Origin of the sequence: Henriciella sp. AS95, from assembly GCF_038900055.1 — a bacterium.
In the GTDB taxonomy this organism is placed as follows: Bacteria; Pseudomonadota; Alphaproteobacteria; order Caulobacterales; family Hyphomonadaceae; genus Henriciella.
This window is the reverse complement of record NZ_JBBMQM010000001.1, coordinates 1911795-1928167: the sequence shown is the minus strand read 5'-3', so window position 1 is coordinate 1928167 and position 16373 is coordinate 1911795. Positions and strand designations below refer to the sequence as shown.

General features: G+C 59.5%; 13 protein-coding genes. All 13 read left to right on the top strand.

Translation table 11 applies throughout. From position 1 onward, the window contains the following. Positions 1-416 precede the first annotated feature (416 nt). The 13 genes from WNY37_RS09580 to WNY37_RS09520 all read left to right on the top strand — a co-directional run bounded on the left by WNY37_RS09580 (position 417) and on the right by WNY37_RS09520 (position 16362). Complete coding sequence (locus tag WNY37_RS09580; protein ID WP_034798672.1) at positions 417-737, top strand: PepSY domain-containing protein; 321 nt, start codon at positions 417-419, stop codon at positions 735-737. Positions 738-766: 29 nt separating this feature from the next. Continuing rightward, positions 767-1438 carry a response regulator transcription factor gene (locus WNY37_RS09575; RefSeq protein WP_034798671.1) on the top strand — a complete coding sequence of 224 codons (672 nt, stop codon included), beginning with the start codon at positions 767-769 and terminating at the stop codon, positions 1436-1438. Then, a complete protein-coding gene (locus WNY37_RS09570; RefSeq protein ID WP_155838383.1) occupies positions 1431-2813 on the top strand; it encodes an ATP-binding protein in 1383 nt (460 codons plus the stop codon). Before WNY37_RS09575 ends, WNY37_RS09570 begins: the two co-directional genes overlap by 8 nt. Positions 2814-3187: 374 nt before the next feature. Then, positions 3188-4453, top strand: a complete 1266-nt coding sequence (locus tag WNY37_RS09565; protein WP_051601630.1) for a TolC family protein — start codon at positions 3188-3190, stop codon at positions 4451-4453. Next, positions 4450-5526 (top strand): efflux RND transporter periplasmic adaptor subunit, encoded by a 1077-nt coding sequence (locus WNY37_RS09560; RefSeq protein WP_034798669.1) that lies wholly within the window; start codon positions 4450-4452, stop codon positions 5524-5526. Before WNY37_RS09565 ends, WNY37_RS09560 begins: the two co-directional genes overlap by 4 nt. Continuing rightward, positions 5523-8549, top strand: coding sequence for an efflux RND transporter permease subunit (locus tag WNY37_RS09555; RefSeq protein WP_034798667.1), 3027 nt, complete (start codon positions 5523-5525; stop codon positions 8547-8549). Before WNY37_RS09560 ends, WNY37_RS09555 begins: the two co-directional genes overlap by 4 nt. Next, the gene (locus tag WNY37_RS09550; RefSeq protein WP_051601628.1) at positions 8546-9247 is read left to right on the top strand and encodes a phosphatase PAP2 family protein; all 702 of its coding nucleotides are present in this window, start codon (positions 8546-8548) and stop codon (positions 9245-9247) included. Before WNY37_RS09555 ends, WNY37_RS09550 begins: the two co-directional genes overlap by 4 nt. A 255-nt stretch (positions 9248-9502) precedes the next feature. Then, the gene (locus WNY37_RS09545; protein ID WP_342973168.1) at positions 9503-9889 is read left to right on the top strand and encodes a hypothetical protein; all 387 of its coding nucleotides are present in this window, start codon (positions 9503-9505) and stop codon (positions 9887-9889) included. Positions 9890-9947: 58 nt separating this feature from the next. Beyond that, positions 9948-11789 carry a copper resistance system multicopper oxidase gene (locus tag WNY37_RS09540; RefSeq protein ID WP_034798664.1) on the top strand — a complete coding sequence of 614 codons (1842 nt, stop codon included), beginning with the start codon at positions 9948-9950 and terminating at the stop codon, positions 11787-11789. After that, positions 11786-12589, top strand: coding sequence for a copper resistance protein B (locus tag WNY37_RS09535; protein WP_034798662.1), 804 nt, complete (start codon positions 11786-11788; stop codon positions 12587-12589). The genes WNY37_RS09540 and WNY37_RS09535 overlap by 4 nt, the downstream gene beginning before the upstream one ends. A 9-nt stretch (positions 12590-12598) precedes the next feature. Further along, positions 12599-13693 carry a DUF2231 domain-containing protein gene (locus WNY37_RS09530; protein ID WP_034798660.1) on the top strand — a complete coding sequence of 365 codons (1095 nt, stop codon included), beginning with the start codon at positions 12599-12601 and terminating at the stop codon, positions 13691-13693. A gap of 135 nt (positions 13694-13828) precedes the next feature. Beyond that, complete coding sequence (locus tag WNY37_RS09525) at positions 13829-14083, top strand: hypothetical protein (RefSeq protein ID WP_034798659.1); 255 nt, start codon at positions 13829-13831, stop codon at positions 14081-14083. Positions 14084-14136: 53 nt separating this feature from the next. Next, complete coding sequence (locus WNY37_RS09520; protein WP_034798657.1) at positions 14137-16362, top strand: copper-translocating P-type ATPase; 2226 nt, start codon at positions 14137-14139, stop codon at positions 16360-16362. Positions 16363-16373: the final 11 nt, after the last annotated feature.

Here is a 16373-nt window from a genome sequence, read left to right as displayed (position 1 = left end):
GTTCGCAGAATATTGTGGATAACTTTTACCGTCAGCGGCTCCGACAATAAAATTGGCTGGATTTTCAATCATGTAGGCTGTGCCATATGTAAACTTGACAAGCTTTTGGTGCATTCCGGCAACATGCTTGATCCTTTGATCCGAACTGCGTCTCAAGCGCCCAATTTACACGACACATTCAACTTCGTTTCTGCTTCAGAAGCCATGCAAATATTCGCGTGAGAATACAAATTCGCTCGCTAAAAGAAGCCTACCCGACACGCTAGCGCTGATGAACGATAGCCCTGCGCACCAGTCGCGCGTTTCGCGCGTGCTAAGCTTACACCGATGTATATTGGCCGAACGGCGTAATTGAGATCAGTAGGGTAATCACTCCGGCAGGGTTGAGAGGGTAATCTCAAGATATGGAACACACTATGAAAAATGCTCCTATTAAGATCTTTGCCGCAGCGCTCGTGATGATTTCCGGAACGACTGCGGCCTTTGCCAGCGAAAATAGCCGAGAGGATGATTCCGAAAGCGAGGCTGCAGCATTCCTCGCTTCGACTGTATCGCTTCGTGATGCGGTGCGCATTGCCGAAGAAGCTGGCGATGGCCGGGCCTTGTCTGGTGAGTTCGAAGAAGAAGATGGCCACTGGGCCTACTCGATAGAGGTCCTGCGATCTGACAATGAAGAAGTCGAAGTGATCATCGACGCGGCGACTGGCGAAGTGCTGAAAACCGAGATGGAAGACTGACAGAACCGGTCGGCGCAGGGGGCTGAAACATGAAAATACTGCTGGTCGAGGATGATGACGTCACCCGCAAATATGTGCTCGATGGCCTCCGCGGCGCCGGACACGTAGTGGACGATGCTACAGACGGCATCGACGGGCTGACCCTGGCGCTTCGCGCTTCGTATGACGCTGCCATCCTCGACCGCATGCTTCCCGGCATGGACGGATTGTCCATGTTGAAAGCGATGCGGGGCGCCAATGTACAGACCCCTGTCCTGTTCCTCACGGCGGTCAGCGGTGTTGATGACCGTGTCGAAGGCCTGGAAGCCGGCGCCGATGACTACCTGACCAAACCGTTCGCCTTCTCCGAACTTTCAGCTCGCCTCGGCGCCATTAGCAGGCGCCCCACCCAGGTAGTTGAGCAGACTCGACTAACTGTTGCCGATCTCGAAATGGATCTGGTGCGCCGGTCCGTGACGCGCGCCGGACAACCTATTGAGCTCCTCACAAAGGAATTCCAGCTCCTTGAATATTTCATGCGGTCCGAAGGGCGTGTGCTGTCGCGAACCATGCTGCTCGAGCAGGTCTGGGATTTCCATTTCGACCCTCAGACGACAGTGGTCGAGACCCATATCAGCCGCTTGCGCGCCAAGATCGACAAACCCTTTGAGACTGAGCTTCTACATACGATCAAGAATGTAGGATACACGCTTCGTGTTTAGCCGGGATCTTCTTCGAAGCACGTACTTTCGTTTTGCCATGGTTCTGGCAGGCCTATTCGTCTTGGCCAATCTCGGCGCGGGCTGGATTGCCTTCCAGGCGATCCATGACGACCTTGATCGCCGCGTGGAACAGGCTGCCGTCTTGATGTCGGTCGAACTGGCTGACACCTTTGAGAGAGATGGAAGAGACGCGCTTGTCGAGGCGACTAGGGCGCGTGCTACTGCACTAGACCCTGAGGATGACATCGTCTGGCTCGGACTTGCGGATGGAACATTTCTCGCCGGTCACCGCCTGCCCGATCCACAAGACCTGGCAGTCGGTGATGTGTCCGGAACCCGGCTGGGACAGGACGATGACGACACATACCTCCTGACAAGCCGGCAAATCGGTGATCTTCGCCTGATTACCGCGCGCAGTTATGAAGATACAGACGATATTGCCCGCACGGTGCTCAAGTCCTTCGGTGCGGCGACCCTGATTGTAACGCTCCTTTCGGCACTGGTTGCCTTCATATTGTCCCGCCGCGGACAGTTGCGGATCGAAGCGATCTCAAGCGTTCTGAGCAAGGTTGCCGCAGGGGAGATGCAGCAAAGAATAGAAACGCATGGGCACAGCGACGATCTCGGCCGACTGTCCGAGCGTATCAATGATGCGCTTGAACAACTGGAGGCCACCGTTCTTGGCATAAAACAGGTCAGCGCTGATATCGCCCATGACCTGCGCACGCCCATCAATCGTCTCGGCATCCAGGTTGAGAGCCTGACCCTGGAAGCAAGCAACCAGCCGGCGCTTCAGGACAAACTGAATCAGGCGTCGTCGAATATCCGTCAGATCACCAACACATTCGATGCGCTGTTACGAATCTCGCAAATCGAAGCGGGGGCCCGCAAGGCCAAATTTCGCGCTGTCCCGATCGCCGGTATCGCAGCAGCCCTGTACGAGGCCTATGCTGCAGTCTGCGACGATGCGGGACAGACATTACTGGTTTCTTCAAACATGGATGCCAACACGCTCGTACATGGTGATCAGGACCTTCTCACCCAACTTGGCGCCAACCTTATCGAGAATGCGATCAGGCACGCGGGTCAGGGCGCAACAATCCGGCTCGAAACCGGCTCCGGCCTGAATGGCGTCTGGCTTAGCGTATCCGACGATGGACCGGGCATTCCACCAGAGGAATATGAGCGGGTTACAGAGCGGTTCTACCGTCTCGACAAGGCGCGACATACGCCGGGGTCCGGCCTCGGACTTGCCCTGGTGAAGGCTATTGCCGACCTGCATAAGGCCGGGTTGCGACTTTCAGATGCAAAGCCTGGTCTAGCGGTCCGCGTGGGATTTAAACCATTTTCGGAGGCGTTGAAATCACGTGACTGAGCAAGTACAAAACAGCCCCCGCAAGAGAGTATCCGTCTGGCGAGTCAGTCTGGCGGGGACGGGCGTACTGCTTCTCATCCTGTCTGTTCCTATCGCGATCCTGACGCCGTTTCCATTCATACCGATCGGCGTTGGAATTGGCGTGGCGGGCGCGGCTTTGCTGGCCCGCAACTCACGCCAGGGTAAGCAGTGGATGGCAAGACAAATCAACCGGCACCCCAGATTGGATCGAATGGCGCCGCATTGGCTCAAAACCCTTATCCTAGGAGGCGATAATGTTTGATCGGCACAGGGGGAGCCCTCGACTATACCGAAACGCTTGCGGGTTTCGGTCCGTGACCAAACCAAGCTTACGAAGCGCGATCAAAACACCTATGGTCCTGCCAGTTTTTCTTATCCTGGCCGCCTGCGCGACGCCTGTACAGACTTACACAGCGCCTCAGATTTCCGACACGGGCGCTTCGATGTCGACGGCCGCACCTCTTGCTTCAGACGAGCTCGCCGGGCTTGCCGTGCTCGGTAATCCAGACCTGAATGCCATGCGGGCGCGGGCCGGCCTTGCCGAGGCCCAGATCTTTGCCGCAGGGCTACTGCCCGATCCCAGCCTTAGCCTGGGTGTGGATGCGCCGCTGAACGGAACCAATGAAGTCCTCGCCATCGCGGGGTCTCTGGGACTTGATCTGGCAGGACTTTCGACCCGACCTGCCAGGCTTGAGGCAGCCAAAGCCAATGCGGCCAGTGTTCGCCAGGACATAGTCTGGGCTGAATGGCTAACACGGCAGAATGCCAAGCTGCTGGCCTGCCGGATATCATGGCTCGAAGAGGTGCGGCAAAAGACGATCCAATATCGGCAAGTCGCCGATCAGGACCTCGATCGCACCCTGCGCGCAGCTGGGCGCGGCGACATCGCCGCCGTTGAGGTCGATGCCCGGCGGCTGAGCGCCGCAGATGCCGCCGATCGGGACCGCACAGCAGAGAGCCAGCTTGCCGCAGCGCGCCTCGATTTAAATCGCCTGCTCGGCGTCTCGCCAAGCCTCACGATTCTTGTAGAAAAGCCGCCAGCGTTCAGTGCCGATCTTCCCGCGATGCCGGACCTCTTTGCGCGCGCTCTGGAGCTGCGCGCAGACCTGAAAGGTCTGCGGGACGGTTTGAGCGCGGCCAGCGCAGGGGTTGCTGTCGCCGACGCGTCCCGCTTCCCGCTACCTTCAATTGCCATCAATGCCGGGCGAGACACAGGCAACATCCGTACCCTTGGACCGGCCGTGACGTTCACGCTTCCCGTCTGGAACCAGGCGCGCGGCGATATTGCAGTGGCCGAGGCCGACCTGTCGGTGCTGGAAGCGCAATATCAGGCGCGCGCCGAAACCGTTCGCGCGGACATCGGATCAGCCGTGTCAGCTTTCGAGATTGCGCGCCGGCAACGCGCTGACGTCATAAGAGGCCTGTCGGGTATCGCTGACCAGGCTGCCCGAACCGAGGCCGCAGCTGCCCGAGGCGACATCGCCGAGACATCTGCCGCTGCGACACGCCTGGCCGCACTCGACAAGGAAATCCTCGCAGACACGCTGGCACTCTCGGCTGCCGAAGCATCAATCGCGCTGGAAACAGCGCTCGGCCAGCCACTGGACACAAACAAATGAAAAAGCGCCTGTTTCCTTCTATCGCCATCCTGACACTTTCCCTGCTAGCTGGATGCTCGAAGCCGTCTGAGCCCCCTGTCGCCGAGCCGGTCGCCCGTGTCTCAACGGCGCCCGCCGTGCGCGGCGATCTCCCGCTCAATGTCATCGGTTACGGCACGGTGCAATTTGATCCCTCGCGCCAGCAGGTCCTGACGACCCAGATCGAGTCCCGCGTCGCAGAAACCCTTGTCCAGCCGGGTGCGACTGTGGATGCGGGGTCACCACTCCTACGCCTCGCCCCCTCTTCGGCGTCCAGCCTCGATCTGACCCAGGCACTGGCTGATGCCGCGGGCGCCCGGGATGAACTGGCCCGCCAGCAAAGATTGCGGGCCGATGGCCTGGCAAGCGACGGCGATGTGGAGCGGGCACAGACGAGCGCGAATGATCTCACGGCAAGAGCCAATACGTTGAGCAGGAATATCGGTGACGTCCGGACCCTATCGGCTCAATCGAGCGGCGTGGTCGATGCTGTACTCGTTTCACCCGGCGACGTGGTTCCGGCGGGTAGCCCGCTTGTCAGATTGTCAGAGCCGGATGCGATACAGGCCCGGATCAATTTCGAACTGGAAGACGCGACACGGCTGGCAAGCGGCGATGTCGTTCATCTCACAGGCCTTGATGGCGGAACTCATCTGACGGATGCGGCGATTGCGACCATAGACCTGCGGGTCGACCCGGCAACGCGCATGACCTCTATCATTGTTCCGCTGCCTCCTGGTAATGGGTTCCTGGCGGGCGAGGCCGTGCGCGCCACGGCTGTTGGGGACACAAAATCCCAAGTCATTCTCACGCCACGCAGCGCGGTGTTTACAGACGAACAGGGCGACTATGTCTTCATTGATCAACAAGGCAAAGCGGAGCGCCGAAGGGTCGAGAGTGGCGAGACGAATGGAGACCTCACAGAGATTGTCTCTGGAGTTTCGGAAGGCGAACAGGTGGTCATTAAAGGCGGCGCAATTCTGTCGGATGGGATGAAGTTGACCTCTGGCGACACCGCAACCGGCCAGGCAGTTAATCCGGAAGCACCGAAATGAGCCGGTGGCTGAGCCAGCAGGCGCGGTTCATCCTTGCCGCGTTTTGTCTGCTGACCGCAGGCGGAGGCTTCGCGCTGACCCAGCTGCCTGTCAGCCTGTTTCCGACCATCCAGTTTCCCCGGCTTGCCGTGTCGCTGGAAGCTGGAGACCGCCCGGTCGACCAGATGGAAGCGCTGGTGACCCGGCCCGTCGAGGATGCGCTCCGCGCCGTTCCCGGCGTGCGCAATATCCGCTCGCAAACCAGCCGAGGCTCTGCTGAGGTTTCGGTCACCTTCGACTGGGGGGGAGACATCGTAACAGCAGCCCTCCAGTCGGAATCAGAACTCGCCAGGCTGGCGCCGTCCCTGCCGCCGGGCTTTGCCTTCCAGATCCGCCGCATGGATCCGACCATCTTTCCGGTCATGGGCTATTCCCTGACATCCGACACACTGTCCCAGGTCGAGATGAAGACGTTCGCACAATTCACTCTGCGGCCTCTCATTGCGTCAATTGACGGCGTCGTCGAAGTCTCCGTGCTTGGCGGGCGCGACGCTGAGTATGAGGTGCTCGTCGATCCGGCGAGGCTGAAGGCGCGGGACCTGTCCGTGCTGGATGTCGAAACCGCCATTTCCACGTCGAACATCGTTTCGGCCTCAGGCCGCCTTGAGGACCAGTCGCGGCTCTATCTGACCATTGTTGACGATCAGCTTACTGGCGCCGAAGACATCGGCAACATTGTGCTGAAAAGCCTGGCCGGTGGCGGCGCGGTCGAAGTCTCCGATGTGGCCGACATTCGCCTTGCCGTAGCGCCGGACTGGACGCGGGTGACCGCCGACGGGAAACCGGCCGTTCTTTTAAACATCCGACAGTCGCCGGACGCAAACTCGTTGGCCCTGACCACCGCCGTCAAGAATACGATCGCGAGGGAGCGTGTAGCGTTTCCCAAGGATCTGACCCTAACGTCCTATTATGACCAGTCAGACCTTGTTGTATCCGCCGCCGGGAGCGTCCGTGACGCCATTCTGATCGGGACGCTGCTGGCGGGTCTCGTTTTGCTGTTCTTCCTTCGCAGTCTGAGGCTGGTCCTGATCGTGGCCATTCTGCTGCCATCTGTACTGGCCGCGACGGCCCTGCTTTTGATGGTCATGGGACAGAGCCTCAACATCATGACGCTTGGCGGCATGGCGGCCGCGGTCGGACTGATCGTCGATGATATCGTGGTCATGCTCGAACATGTCGCGCGGCGTCTCGCCGAAGGTACAAAGGGTGTTCTCGAGGCAGCCTCCGAAATGCTACAGCCGCTTGTCGGCTCCTCATTCGCAACAATTGTTGTGTTTACACCGCTCGCCTTCCTGTCAGGCGTGACGGGCGGATTCTTCAAAGCGCTGGCGATCACCATGGCCTCAAGCCTGGTTCTCTCCATGATCTTTGCCATGACCGTCGTTCCGGTCCTGGCCCGCACGCTTGCACGAAAGGAAGATGCCATCCGGGCCGAAGGCGCCGCTGGCTGGCTCGATGGGCTGGCGCGGGCCTATGCCGGACTGATGCGAAAACTGCTCGGCCATGCGCGTGTCGCGGCGTTTTTGCTTGTGGTGGCGGCACTTGGTGCCGGTACCCTATCGTCCAGCCGGATCGCGTCCGGCTTCATGCCGCAAATGGATGAGGGTGGATTCGTTTTGGACTATGTCGCGCCGCCCGGCCTGTCCCTTACTGAAACCGACCGACTTGTGTCGCAGATGGAAGAGATCATCCAGACTATTCCCGATGTTGCGAGCTACTCGCGGCGCACCGGCGTCCAACTGGGCGGCGGCCTCACCGAGGCGAATGAAGGCGACATGTTTATCCGCCTCACGCCCTTTCCCCGCCGACCAATCGAAGCCGTCATGTCTGAAGTCCGCCAGCGGGTAGCCGAAAGCGTTCCCGGGCTCGAGATTGAGACCATACAGCTCATGGGCGATCTGATCGGTGATCTCACGGCAGTGCCGCAGCCTATTGAAGTCAAACTGTACGGCAACGATCCAGGTTCCCTCTCCATCGCGGCCGACCAGGCCTTGTTAGCGCTCGAAGGCGTCCGAGGCGTTGTCGAGGTCAGGAAATCAGATCGCACAGCCGGCGATGCGATCGTCGTGAGGCTTGACCGAACCGCGCTGGCCTTTGAAGGCCTCGATCCCGCAGACGTGGGCGCGCAGCTTCAAACGCTGGTCGGGGGACGATCTGCCGGCGCTATTCTCGCCGGGCAACGCAGTCTGAATATCCGCCTCTGGTCGCCACCCGAACTCCGGCAACGCGTGCCGCAGATCGAGGATCTCATGCTGCGCGCGCCTGACGGCCATCTCGTACCGCTCGAACGCGTCGCCAGCGTCGAGACCGTGTCCGGTCAGGCCCAGTCGAGCCGTGAGAATTTGCAGCCGATGACCGCCGTGACGGGCCGCCTTGAAGGACGCGATATGGGGTCGGCCATGGTTGATGTCCGGCAGGCGATCGGGGCCCTCGCCCTGCCCGCGGGTGTGCGCTACGAATTTGGCGGACTCTATGCAGAGCAGCAAAAATCGTTCAACGACCTGATGGCCGTGTTCGCGGCAGCCTTCCTGCTGTCCGGCCTCCTCCTCCTCTTCCTCTTCAAGAGCCTGTCCCAGGCCGTTTCCATCCTGGGCGTTGTCGGACTGTCGGTTGCAGGGGTCCTGACCGGACTGGTCCTGACAGGAACGGAACTCAACATCTCAGCCATGATGGGCCTGACCATGGTGATCGGGATCATCGCCGAGCTCGGCGTCTTCTATTTTGCAGAACTCGAAGGCGATGGCGCGACCCATGATGACCGAATCTCTGCCGGCCAGGCCCGATTACGCCCAATTTTGATGTCTGCGCTCATTGCTATTCTGGCGCTTGCCCCCCTGGCTCTGAAGGTCGGCCAAGGATCCGCCCTGCTCGCGCCGATGGCCACCGCGATCATATCGGGACTGATCGTCGGTGCGCCGCTCGTTCTGATTGCCGCGCCATTAATCCACGCAGCGCTAAGCCGCAGGAGCGTGGCAGCGCCATGATTCGCGCGCTCTCTTCGTGGCTGCGACATCGGTTCGCCGGCACGGCATTCGAACTCCAGGTCATCGTGGCTTTTGGCATCATGGTTGGTGGACTATTGCTGTTCGGGGCCATTGCAGAAGATGTCCTTGAAGGCGAGAGCCACCAGGTCGATGAGACACTTTTGCTCGCGCTGAGACAGGCGGGCGATACCAGCGACCCGATAGGTCCGGCATGGCTGCAATTTGCAATGGGAGATATGACCTCGCTTGGTGGATACGCGGTCCTGACTCTGATTGTGGTGCTTTCAACACTTTACCTGCTCCTTGAGCACAGGATCCGGACAGCTCTGCTATTGGTCTGTTCGATCATTTCGGGCACGCTTCTGATTTCTTTACTGAAGCTCGGCTTCGACCGGCCGCGCCCGGACCTCGTCGATCATTTGACACACGCCTCGAGTTCAAGCTTTCCGAGCGGACACGCCGCCAGTTCGGCACTGGTCTATCTCACGCTCGGCCTCCTTCTCGCTCAGGCGGAAAGCCATAAACGCCTGAAAGTATTTCTGATCGCGAGCGCGATTTTCATTTCGATTCTGGTTGGATGCAGTCGTGTCTACCTTGGTGTCCACTGGCCAAGCGACGTTGTGGCCGGTTGGGGATTTGGCGCGGCCTGGGCGATACTGTGGTGGCTCATCGCGCGCTATGTGAGGACACAATCGTAACGAGAGGACAAGGCTGAACGTGACCGAGATTGGCCCGCCTTCACTACTGCTGAACCTCGCCCCAATAACATTCCTGGCCTGGATCAATCATAATTGGGCGGGTCTGTGCGCGAAACGCTTTGTGTAACGCGTCGCATACTTGTTCGCCGAGAGTTTATCCGGTGGTTGTGCGTTCGCTCTGCCCGGCACAGGCCTATTTCGAGAGCTCAGAGGTTCTTTATTGATTTAAACCCCTGTGGGGTATAAATGGTGGTCATGAACTTTGTTGTCGCAACTCTCGTGACTGTATTTTTCAGCCTGTCGCAGGTGCTCTGCGCGTGTCCCGTCGATATGTCGGCGACGAACAGCATGGCAACCGAGTTCACCGCTCATTCTCACCAGGCGCCCGCCGATGGGCCTGAGGCGCCCTGCGATGATGAGACTGATCACTGCAAGCTTCAGACAGCAACGGTCGCCCAAGCCGACAAGACGGCGAACCCGGTCCAGCACGTATCAGGCGATACGACGCCCATCGGGCTTGCTACACCCTCATGGCAACACGCATGGAAGCGCGTCGTCAATGTCCGCACGCCCTGGCCTGAGGTCCGAAGTTACCTGCTGCAACAAACGCCAGTCACATTAAAGGTGCGTTCCCTGAGCTGATTTCGTGCGTCGCTGCATTAGCAGCCCGATTGCATAAATTCACCTCACGGAGACGATTATGTTGAACAGACGACATATGCTGCAGACGGTGCTCGGCACCGGCGCAGCCTGGGGGGCAAGCAGCCTCCTGCCCGCTTGGGCAAAATCTTCCAGCAACGGAAACCTTGGTGTGCCCTCACTTTCGGGCACGCGCTTCGACCTCGAAATCGGGCAGTTCCCGGTCAGGCTCAACGGCAAAGTCGGTATGGCAACCGGAATCAATGGCACACTTCCCGGCCCGCTCTTGCGTTTGCGCGAGGGCGATGACGTTACAATGAACGTCACCAACCGGCTTGCCGAAGACACCTCGATCCATTGGCACGGACTGCTTGTCCCCTTCCATATGGACGGCGTGCCGGGCGTCAGCTTCCCGGGCATCAAACCGGGCGAAACGTTCAAATATCAGTTCAAGGTGCCGCAAAATGGCACTTACTGGTATCACTCCCATTCTGGTCTGCAGGAACAACTCGGCCATTACGGTCCGATCGTCATAGATCCGGCAGGTACAGATCCAGTGGCTTATGACCGGGAATATGTGCTCGTCCTCAGCGACTGGAGTTTCACGCATCCGCACCGGATCTTCGACAAGCTCAAGAAGAATGCCGAGAGCCTGAATTTCAACCGCCCGACCCTGTCGAACCCAACCGGGCTTGGCGGCATGTGGGGGCAGATGCGAATGAGCCCGCGCGATCTCGCAGACGTGACCGGCGAAACCTACACCTACCTGATCAATGGCCATTCGACGGCCGATAATTTCAATATGGTCTTCCAGCCGGGCGAGCGGGTTCGCCTGCGCATTATCAACGCCTCCGCCATGACCCTCTTCAATGTCCGCCTCCCGGGCTTGCCGATGACGGTGGTCCAGGCCGACGGTCTGAATGTCCAGCCGGTTGAGACCGACGAGTTCCAGATGGGCGTGGCCGAGACGTATGATGTCATCATCGCGCCGACCGAAGCGCGCGCCTACGCCTTTGTTGCCGAATCGATCGACCGCTCCGGCCAGGCCGTCGCCACGCTCGGCCCGCGTGCCGGTATGCGGGCCGATGCGCCTGCGCTTCGTCCCGTGCCCATGCTGACCATGCGGGACATGGGAATGGCCCATGGAGACATGGCGGGCATGTCAGGCATGGGGAGCATGGATCATGGTCCGGACACCGCGACGGCCGGGGACGACATGAAAGGCCACGACATGGGTGCCATGTCGATGATGCCCGATCCTCATGGTCCGGCGGTCCAGCCCGTCAAGATCGAAGCAGATATAGAGCGCGGCCCCGGTGTCGCAAAAGTATCAGGCATGACGATGAGCCGCTTGGGCGAACCCGGTCTCGGGCTTGATGATGTCCCCCACCGCACGCTCACCTATAACCAGCTTCGCGCGCTCGACATGAATGAGGACCATCGCCCGCCTGGCCGCGAAATTGTCATTCATCTGACGTCGAACATGGAACGCTACATGTGGTCGTTCGACGGTGTAAAATTCTCCGAGGTAACCGAGTCAATCAAGTTCTACGAGGGTGAACGTGTTCGCCTGACGCTCGTAAACGATACAATGATGCCACACCCGATCCATTTGCACGGCATGTTTTTCGATCTCGTGAATGGCGGTGGTCATCACATGCCTCGAAAGCACACAGTAACGGTCAAGCCTGCAGACAGGGTCAGCGTCGACATCACCGCAGAACATGTCGGTGACTGGGCGTTCCACTGCCATCTGCTTTACCACATGCACGCTGGCATGATGCAGGTCGTCAGCGTCATTCCGCCAGCAGACGATACGACACCAGCTGAAAAAATGCCGGCAGGTCAGATGAATATGCCCATGGACCATCACGGCATGAACCATGGGGAGGGAAAATCATGATGAAACAGAATTTGGCAGCCCCTCTCCTCCTCGGCTTCGCGCTCTACGCGACCGGCAGCGCGTTCGCGGAAGACACAAATCAAACCCCGCCCTGGGATCAGGCCGACGCCATCTACGGCGAGGATGCAATGGCGGAGGCTCGCCGGGACGTTCTTGCCGAAGGCGGAGACCAGAAGAGCTTCTACATCCTCTTCAACCAGCTCGAGGCTCAGATGTCTGACGAGGGCGACAGTTTGTACTGGAACGGACAGGCTTGGTATGGAGGCGATATCAACAAGCTCTGGTTCAAGAGCGAGGGCCGCGCCTCTCTGAATGGAGAGGGCGTGGATGACGCCGAGATCCAGGCGCTCTATTCCCGTGCGGTTGCGCCTTTCTGGAATGTTCAGGCGGGCGTTCGCTACGACATCGAACCGGATAGTCTCGCGCATGGGGTCGTCGCACTGAATGGTCTGGCGCCCTACTGGTTCGAAGTCGACGCTTCCGCCTTTCTCAGTGAAAAAGGCGATGTAACGGCCCGCATCGAGGCTGAATATGAGTTGCTCCTGACCCAGCGGTTGATCTTGCAGCCTCGGATCGAAGCAAATCTTTCCGCGCAGGACATACCGGAAAGGGAAACGGGCGCGGGACTTAGCACACTCGATGCCGGCTTGCGGCTTCGTTATGAAATCAGGAGGGAGTTTGCGCCTTATGTCGGCGTCGAATGGCAAAGCGCCTTCGGTGAGACACGCGACATGATCAAAGCCGCAGGCGGTGAAGGCGACGATATCGTCTTTCTCGTGGGCCTGCGGACCTGGTATTAGGAGAACAAGATGGGCGGTTTCATAGAACCCAATATTCACCCCGTGCTGGTGCATTTTACCTATGCCCTCGGCACATCTGCAGCCCTGGCATATGTGGCTGGCCTCCTCGTACCTGCAGGCCGCTGGCGCGACAGCCTTCGACCGGCCGCCGACTGGATGCTGGCATTGGCTGCCTTGGCGGTTCTGGCCACCATCGCGGCCGGGTTTCAGGCCTATTACAGCGTTGCTCACGATGCGCCGTCCCATGAAGCGATGACAACCCATCGCAACTGGGCTGTTCCCACGGGCCTCGCCTTACTGGCCCTCGCCGGTTGGCGCTGGCTGAGAAGGGCCTCGTCGCCCGGCCCGGTATTTGCGATCAGTGCCCTGGTGGTGGCAGGTCTTTTGACGGTTACAGCGTGGTGGGGAGGCACAATTGTCTACAAGTACGGACTTGGCGTGCAGACCCTTCCTGAAGCCAGCGGGCCAGGCCACGATCATGATCATGGCGGCGGAGCCGGTCATGGCGACCAAGGCACCGTAAATTCAACAGACGATCATCAAGACGCTCACGGAGCGCCTCCATCCGACACGATGGATGGATCATCGGCGAGCGGCGATGGACATGATCACGACCATACCGACGGTGCAGCTGATCGAGAAATGTCAGGCACGGTCCCCGCCGGACACGACAACTCCGACGGCCATCACGACACCAAACCGGTCTCGACTGATGAACAGGCGATCCTGGATATCATGGCCGCGATCGAAACCGGTTGGGAGACCGGCGATGGCGAACTGTTCCGACAGAACTTTCTCGACTGGTCAGGCGCCCGGTACTTTGAGTCAGGCGGCGAGAATACTGGCCTGCTCGACCTTGTCGAAAATCATGTCGAGCCCGAAAAAGATACCATTCCGGATCTCGAACTCGACTTCTCGAATATAGACGTGCAATTCGAGGGAAGTGACTTTGCATGGGCTGTCGCGGACACAGCGATCAGTGGAACGTTCAGCTCCAATGGCGAACGCCTGGAGCGTATCGGGAAACAAACGGTGCTGTTCCGCAAGGTCGCCGGCACCTGGCAGGTCATTCACACGCACTCGTCCTCCCGTGCGCCGCGATAAGGAGGAAATCCAAACTGCCGCTTGCCGGCCAAGTTGAAAAGCAACCGGCAAGCGGCGATGATATTGAATATACCCCCTAGGGGTATTATACTATGACTGTCCTACTTGCTCTTGCCTGGACCGCTGGAGGTCAGAATGAAAATTATCCCCGTCGGACACTCGCTGTCTCTGTTCCTGCTCGTCAGTTATTTGCTGTGCGTCGGCTGGGGGAGTGTGACGCCGTCCAGCCTTCACATGCATCCAGCATGGCAGGATCTACTGCCCGGATTTGAGTTTGGAACGCTGACTGGTTTCCTGATCGGCCTTGTCGAGAGCTATCTCTATGGCTGGTACATCGCCCTTCTGTTCGTTCCCTTGTTCAACTTCTTCAACCGAAACAGCAGCGCATAAAAGTGATGCATACCCTCATCCTGTGAAGCACTCCTGCTGAAAGAGTCAGAGCCATGACCAACGACACTTCTCACGCCCATTCCGGACATGCGTGCCATCACAACGATCAGGCCGCTCCAGAGAAGCCCGATGATGCCTATGACAAGGTTCCGATCGGCTATGCCGGCACCGTCTGGACCTGTCCCATGCATCCGCAGGTACGCGAAACTGCCAATACAGGCTGCCCGATCTGCGGCATGGCGCTCGAACCGGAAACGGTGACGGCCGAGCAGGATACCAGCGAACTGGATGACATGACGCGGCGCTTCTGGGTCGCCCTTGTCTTCTCGGCGCCACTGCTCGCCTTTGTCATGGGCGAAATGATTCCCGGCAGCCCGCTCAGGCACTGGATTGATCCGACATGGAGTGTCTGGCTTCAGGCCCTGATCGCGACTCCCGTTGTCGTTTGGGCCGGCTGGCCTTTCTTCGAGCGCGGCTGGCAATCCGTGAAGCGACGCAACCTCAACATGTTCACCCTGATCGCGATGGGCGTCGGCGTGGCCTATATTTATTCCCTGGTCGCAACATTCGCGCCCGGCATATTTCCCGATTCATTCCGTGGGCATGGCGGCGCGGTAGCAGTCTACTACGAGGCGGCCGCCGTCATCGTTACGCTGGTTTTACTTGGCCAGGTGCTCGAACTGCGCGCGCGCAACGCCACCTCAGGAGCCATTCGTGCACTGCTGGAGCTTGCCCCTGCTACTGCGCGCAGGATTGCTGACGATGGCAGCGAACAGGATGTCGATCTCGCGGATGTAAAGTCTGGCGACAAGCTGCGGGTCCGGCCAGGTGAGAAGATCCCGGTCGATGGCGAGGTCGTCGACGGCCATGGGTCGGTTGACGAGTCCATGGTCACCGGCGAACCCCTGCCCGTCGAAAAAGCCACTGGCGCCCGTGTGACCGGCGGCACGGTCAACGGAACCGGGTCGCTCGTTATGAAGGCGACACATGTGGGCGAAGACACGCTCTTGTCCCAGATTGTCCGAATGGTTGCCGCCGCTCAGCGGTCCCGAGCTCCAATCCAGCGGCTCGCTGATCTCGTCGCTGCCTGGTTCGTTCCGGCTGTTATTGGAATTGCGATCCTGACCTTTGTCGTGTGGGCCGTGTTCGGACCCGACCCGGCGATGGCTTTTGCGATCGTGAATGCCGTTGCCGTCCTGATCATCGCATGTCCCTGTGCGTTAGGTCTGGCAACCCCAATGTCGATCATGGTCGGCACGGGCAAGGGCGCGTCCAACGGCATCCTGATCAAGAATGCTGAAGCGTTGGAGACGCTTGAGAAGGTCGATACGATCGTGGTCGATAAGACCGGGACGTTGACGCTCGGACGTCCCGAACTGGTACGCGTCCAGCCAGGCGAAGGCTTCGACGAAGCCTCGTTGCTTAGTCTCGTAGCCGCGGTGGAACGTTTGAGCGAGCACCCACTTGCCGACGCGATCGTGCGTGGCGCAAAAGGCAAGGGCGCGCCTCACAAGGATGCGCACGGATTTGAATCCGTCACTGGCGAAGGTGCGCAGGCAAGCGTCGACGGCCAAACCGTCGCCATCGGCAACAGAAAGATGATGCAGCGGATCGGGGGCTGGTCTGACGACCTCGGGACACGCGCTGACCAGTACCGCACCGAAGGCCAGACGGTTATGTTCGCCGCCGTCGACGGAAAACCGGCAGGCCTTGTCTCTGTGGCGGACCCGATCAAGGAGACGACACCGGAAGCCATCAGACGTCTTCATGCCGAAGGGTTGAAGATTGTGATGTTGACAGGTGACAATGAGACGACAGCACGCGCGGTCGCCGACAAGGTCGGCATCGATGAGGTTCACGCCGACGTCTCGCCTGAAGACAAGCATCGGATCGTGTCCGAACTCCAGAAGAACGGTGCCCGCGTGGCCATGTGCGGTGACGGCATAAATGATGCGCCCGCGCTCGCTCAGGCGGATGTCGGAATCGCCATGGGAACCGGAACCGATGTGGCCATGGAGAGTGCCGGTGTAACGCTTGTGAAAGGCGATCTGATCGGGGTCGCAAAGGCCCGGGAGCTCAGCCACGCCACGATGCGCAACATCCGCCAGAACCTGTTCTTCGCGTTCTTCTACAATACGCTTGGCGTGCCGGTTGCCGCTGGCATTCTGTATCCCTTCTTCGGCTTGTTACTGAGCCCGATGATCGCGGCGGCCGCCATGAGTTTCAGCTCCGTATCTGTTATCGGCAACGCCTTGCGGCTGAGAACCCTTAAACTCTAATTTTCCGGAGC

Excerpts from the sequence above, each read along its gene's own strand:
- WNY37_RS09580 (WP_034798672.1), top strand. The coding sequence starts at position 417 with ATGAAAAATGCTCCTATTAAGATCTTTGCCGCAGCGCTCGTGATGATT.
- WNY37_RS09575 (WP_034798671.1), top strand. The coding sequence starts at position 767 with ATGAAAATACTGCTGGTCGAGGATGATGACGTCACCCGCAAATATGTG.
- WNY37_RS09565 (WP_051601630.1), top strand. The coding sequence starts at position 3,188 with ATGGTCCTGCCAGTTTTTCTTATCCTGGCCGCCTGCGCGACGCCTGTA.
- WNY37_RS09560 (WP_034798669.1), top strand. The coding sequence starts at position 4,450 with ATGAAAAAGCGCCTGTTTCCTTCTATCGCCATCCTGACACTTTCCCTG.
- WNY37_RS09555 (WP_034798667.1), top strand. The coding sequence starts at position 5,523 with ATGAGCCGGTGGCTGAGCCAGCAGGCGCGGTTCATCCTTGCCGCGTTT.
- WNY37_RS09550 (WP_051601628.1), top strand. The coding sequence starts at position 8,546 with ATGATTCGCGCGCTCTCTTCGTGGCTGCGACATCGGTTCGCCGGCACG.
- WNY37_RS09545 (WP_342973168.1), top strand. The coding sequence starts at position 9,503 with ATGAACTTTGTTGTCGCAACTCTCGTGACTGTATTTTTCAGCCTGTCG.
- WNY37_RS09540 (WP_034798664.1), top strand. The coding sequence starts at position 9,948 with ATGTTGAACAGACGACATATGCTGCAGACGGTGCTCGGCACCGGCGCA.
- WNY37_RS09535 (WP_034798662.1), top strand. The coding sequence starts at position 11,786 with ATGATGAAACAGAATTTGGCAGCCCCTCTCCTCCTCGGCTTCGCGCTC.
- WNY37_RS09530 (WP_034798660.1), top strand. The coding sequence starts at position 12,599 with ATGGGCGGTTTCATAGAACCCAATATTCACCCCGTGCTGGTGCATTTT.
- WNY37_RS09525 (WP_034798659.1), top strand. The coding sequence starts at position 13,829 with ATGAAAATTATCCCCGTCGGACACTCGCTGTCTCTGTTCCTGCTCGTC.
- WNY37_RS09520 (WP_034798657.1), top strand. The coding sequence starts at position 14,137 with ATGACCAACGACACTTCTCACGCCCATTCCGGACATGCGTGCCATCAC.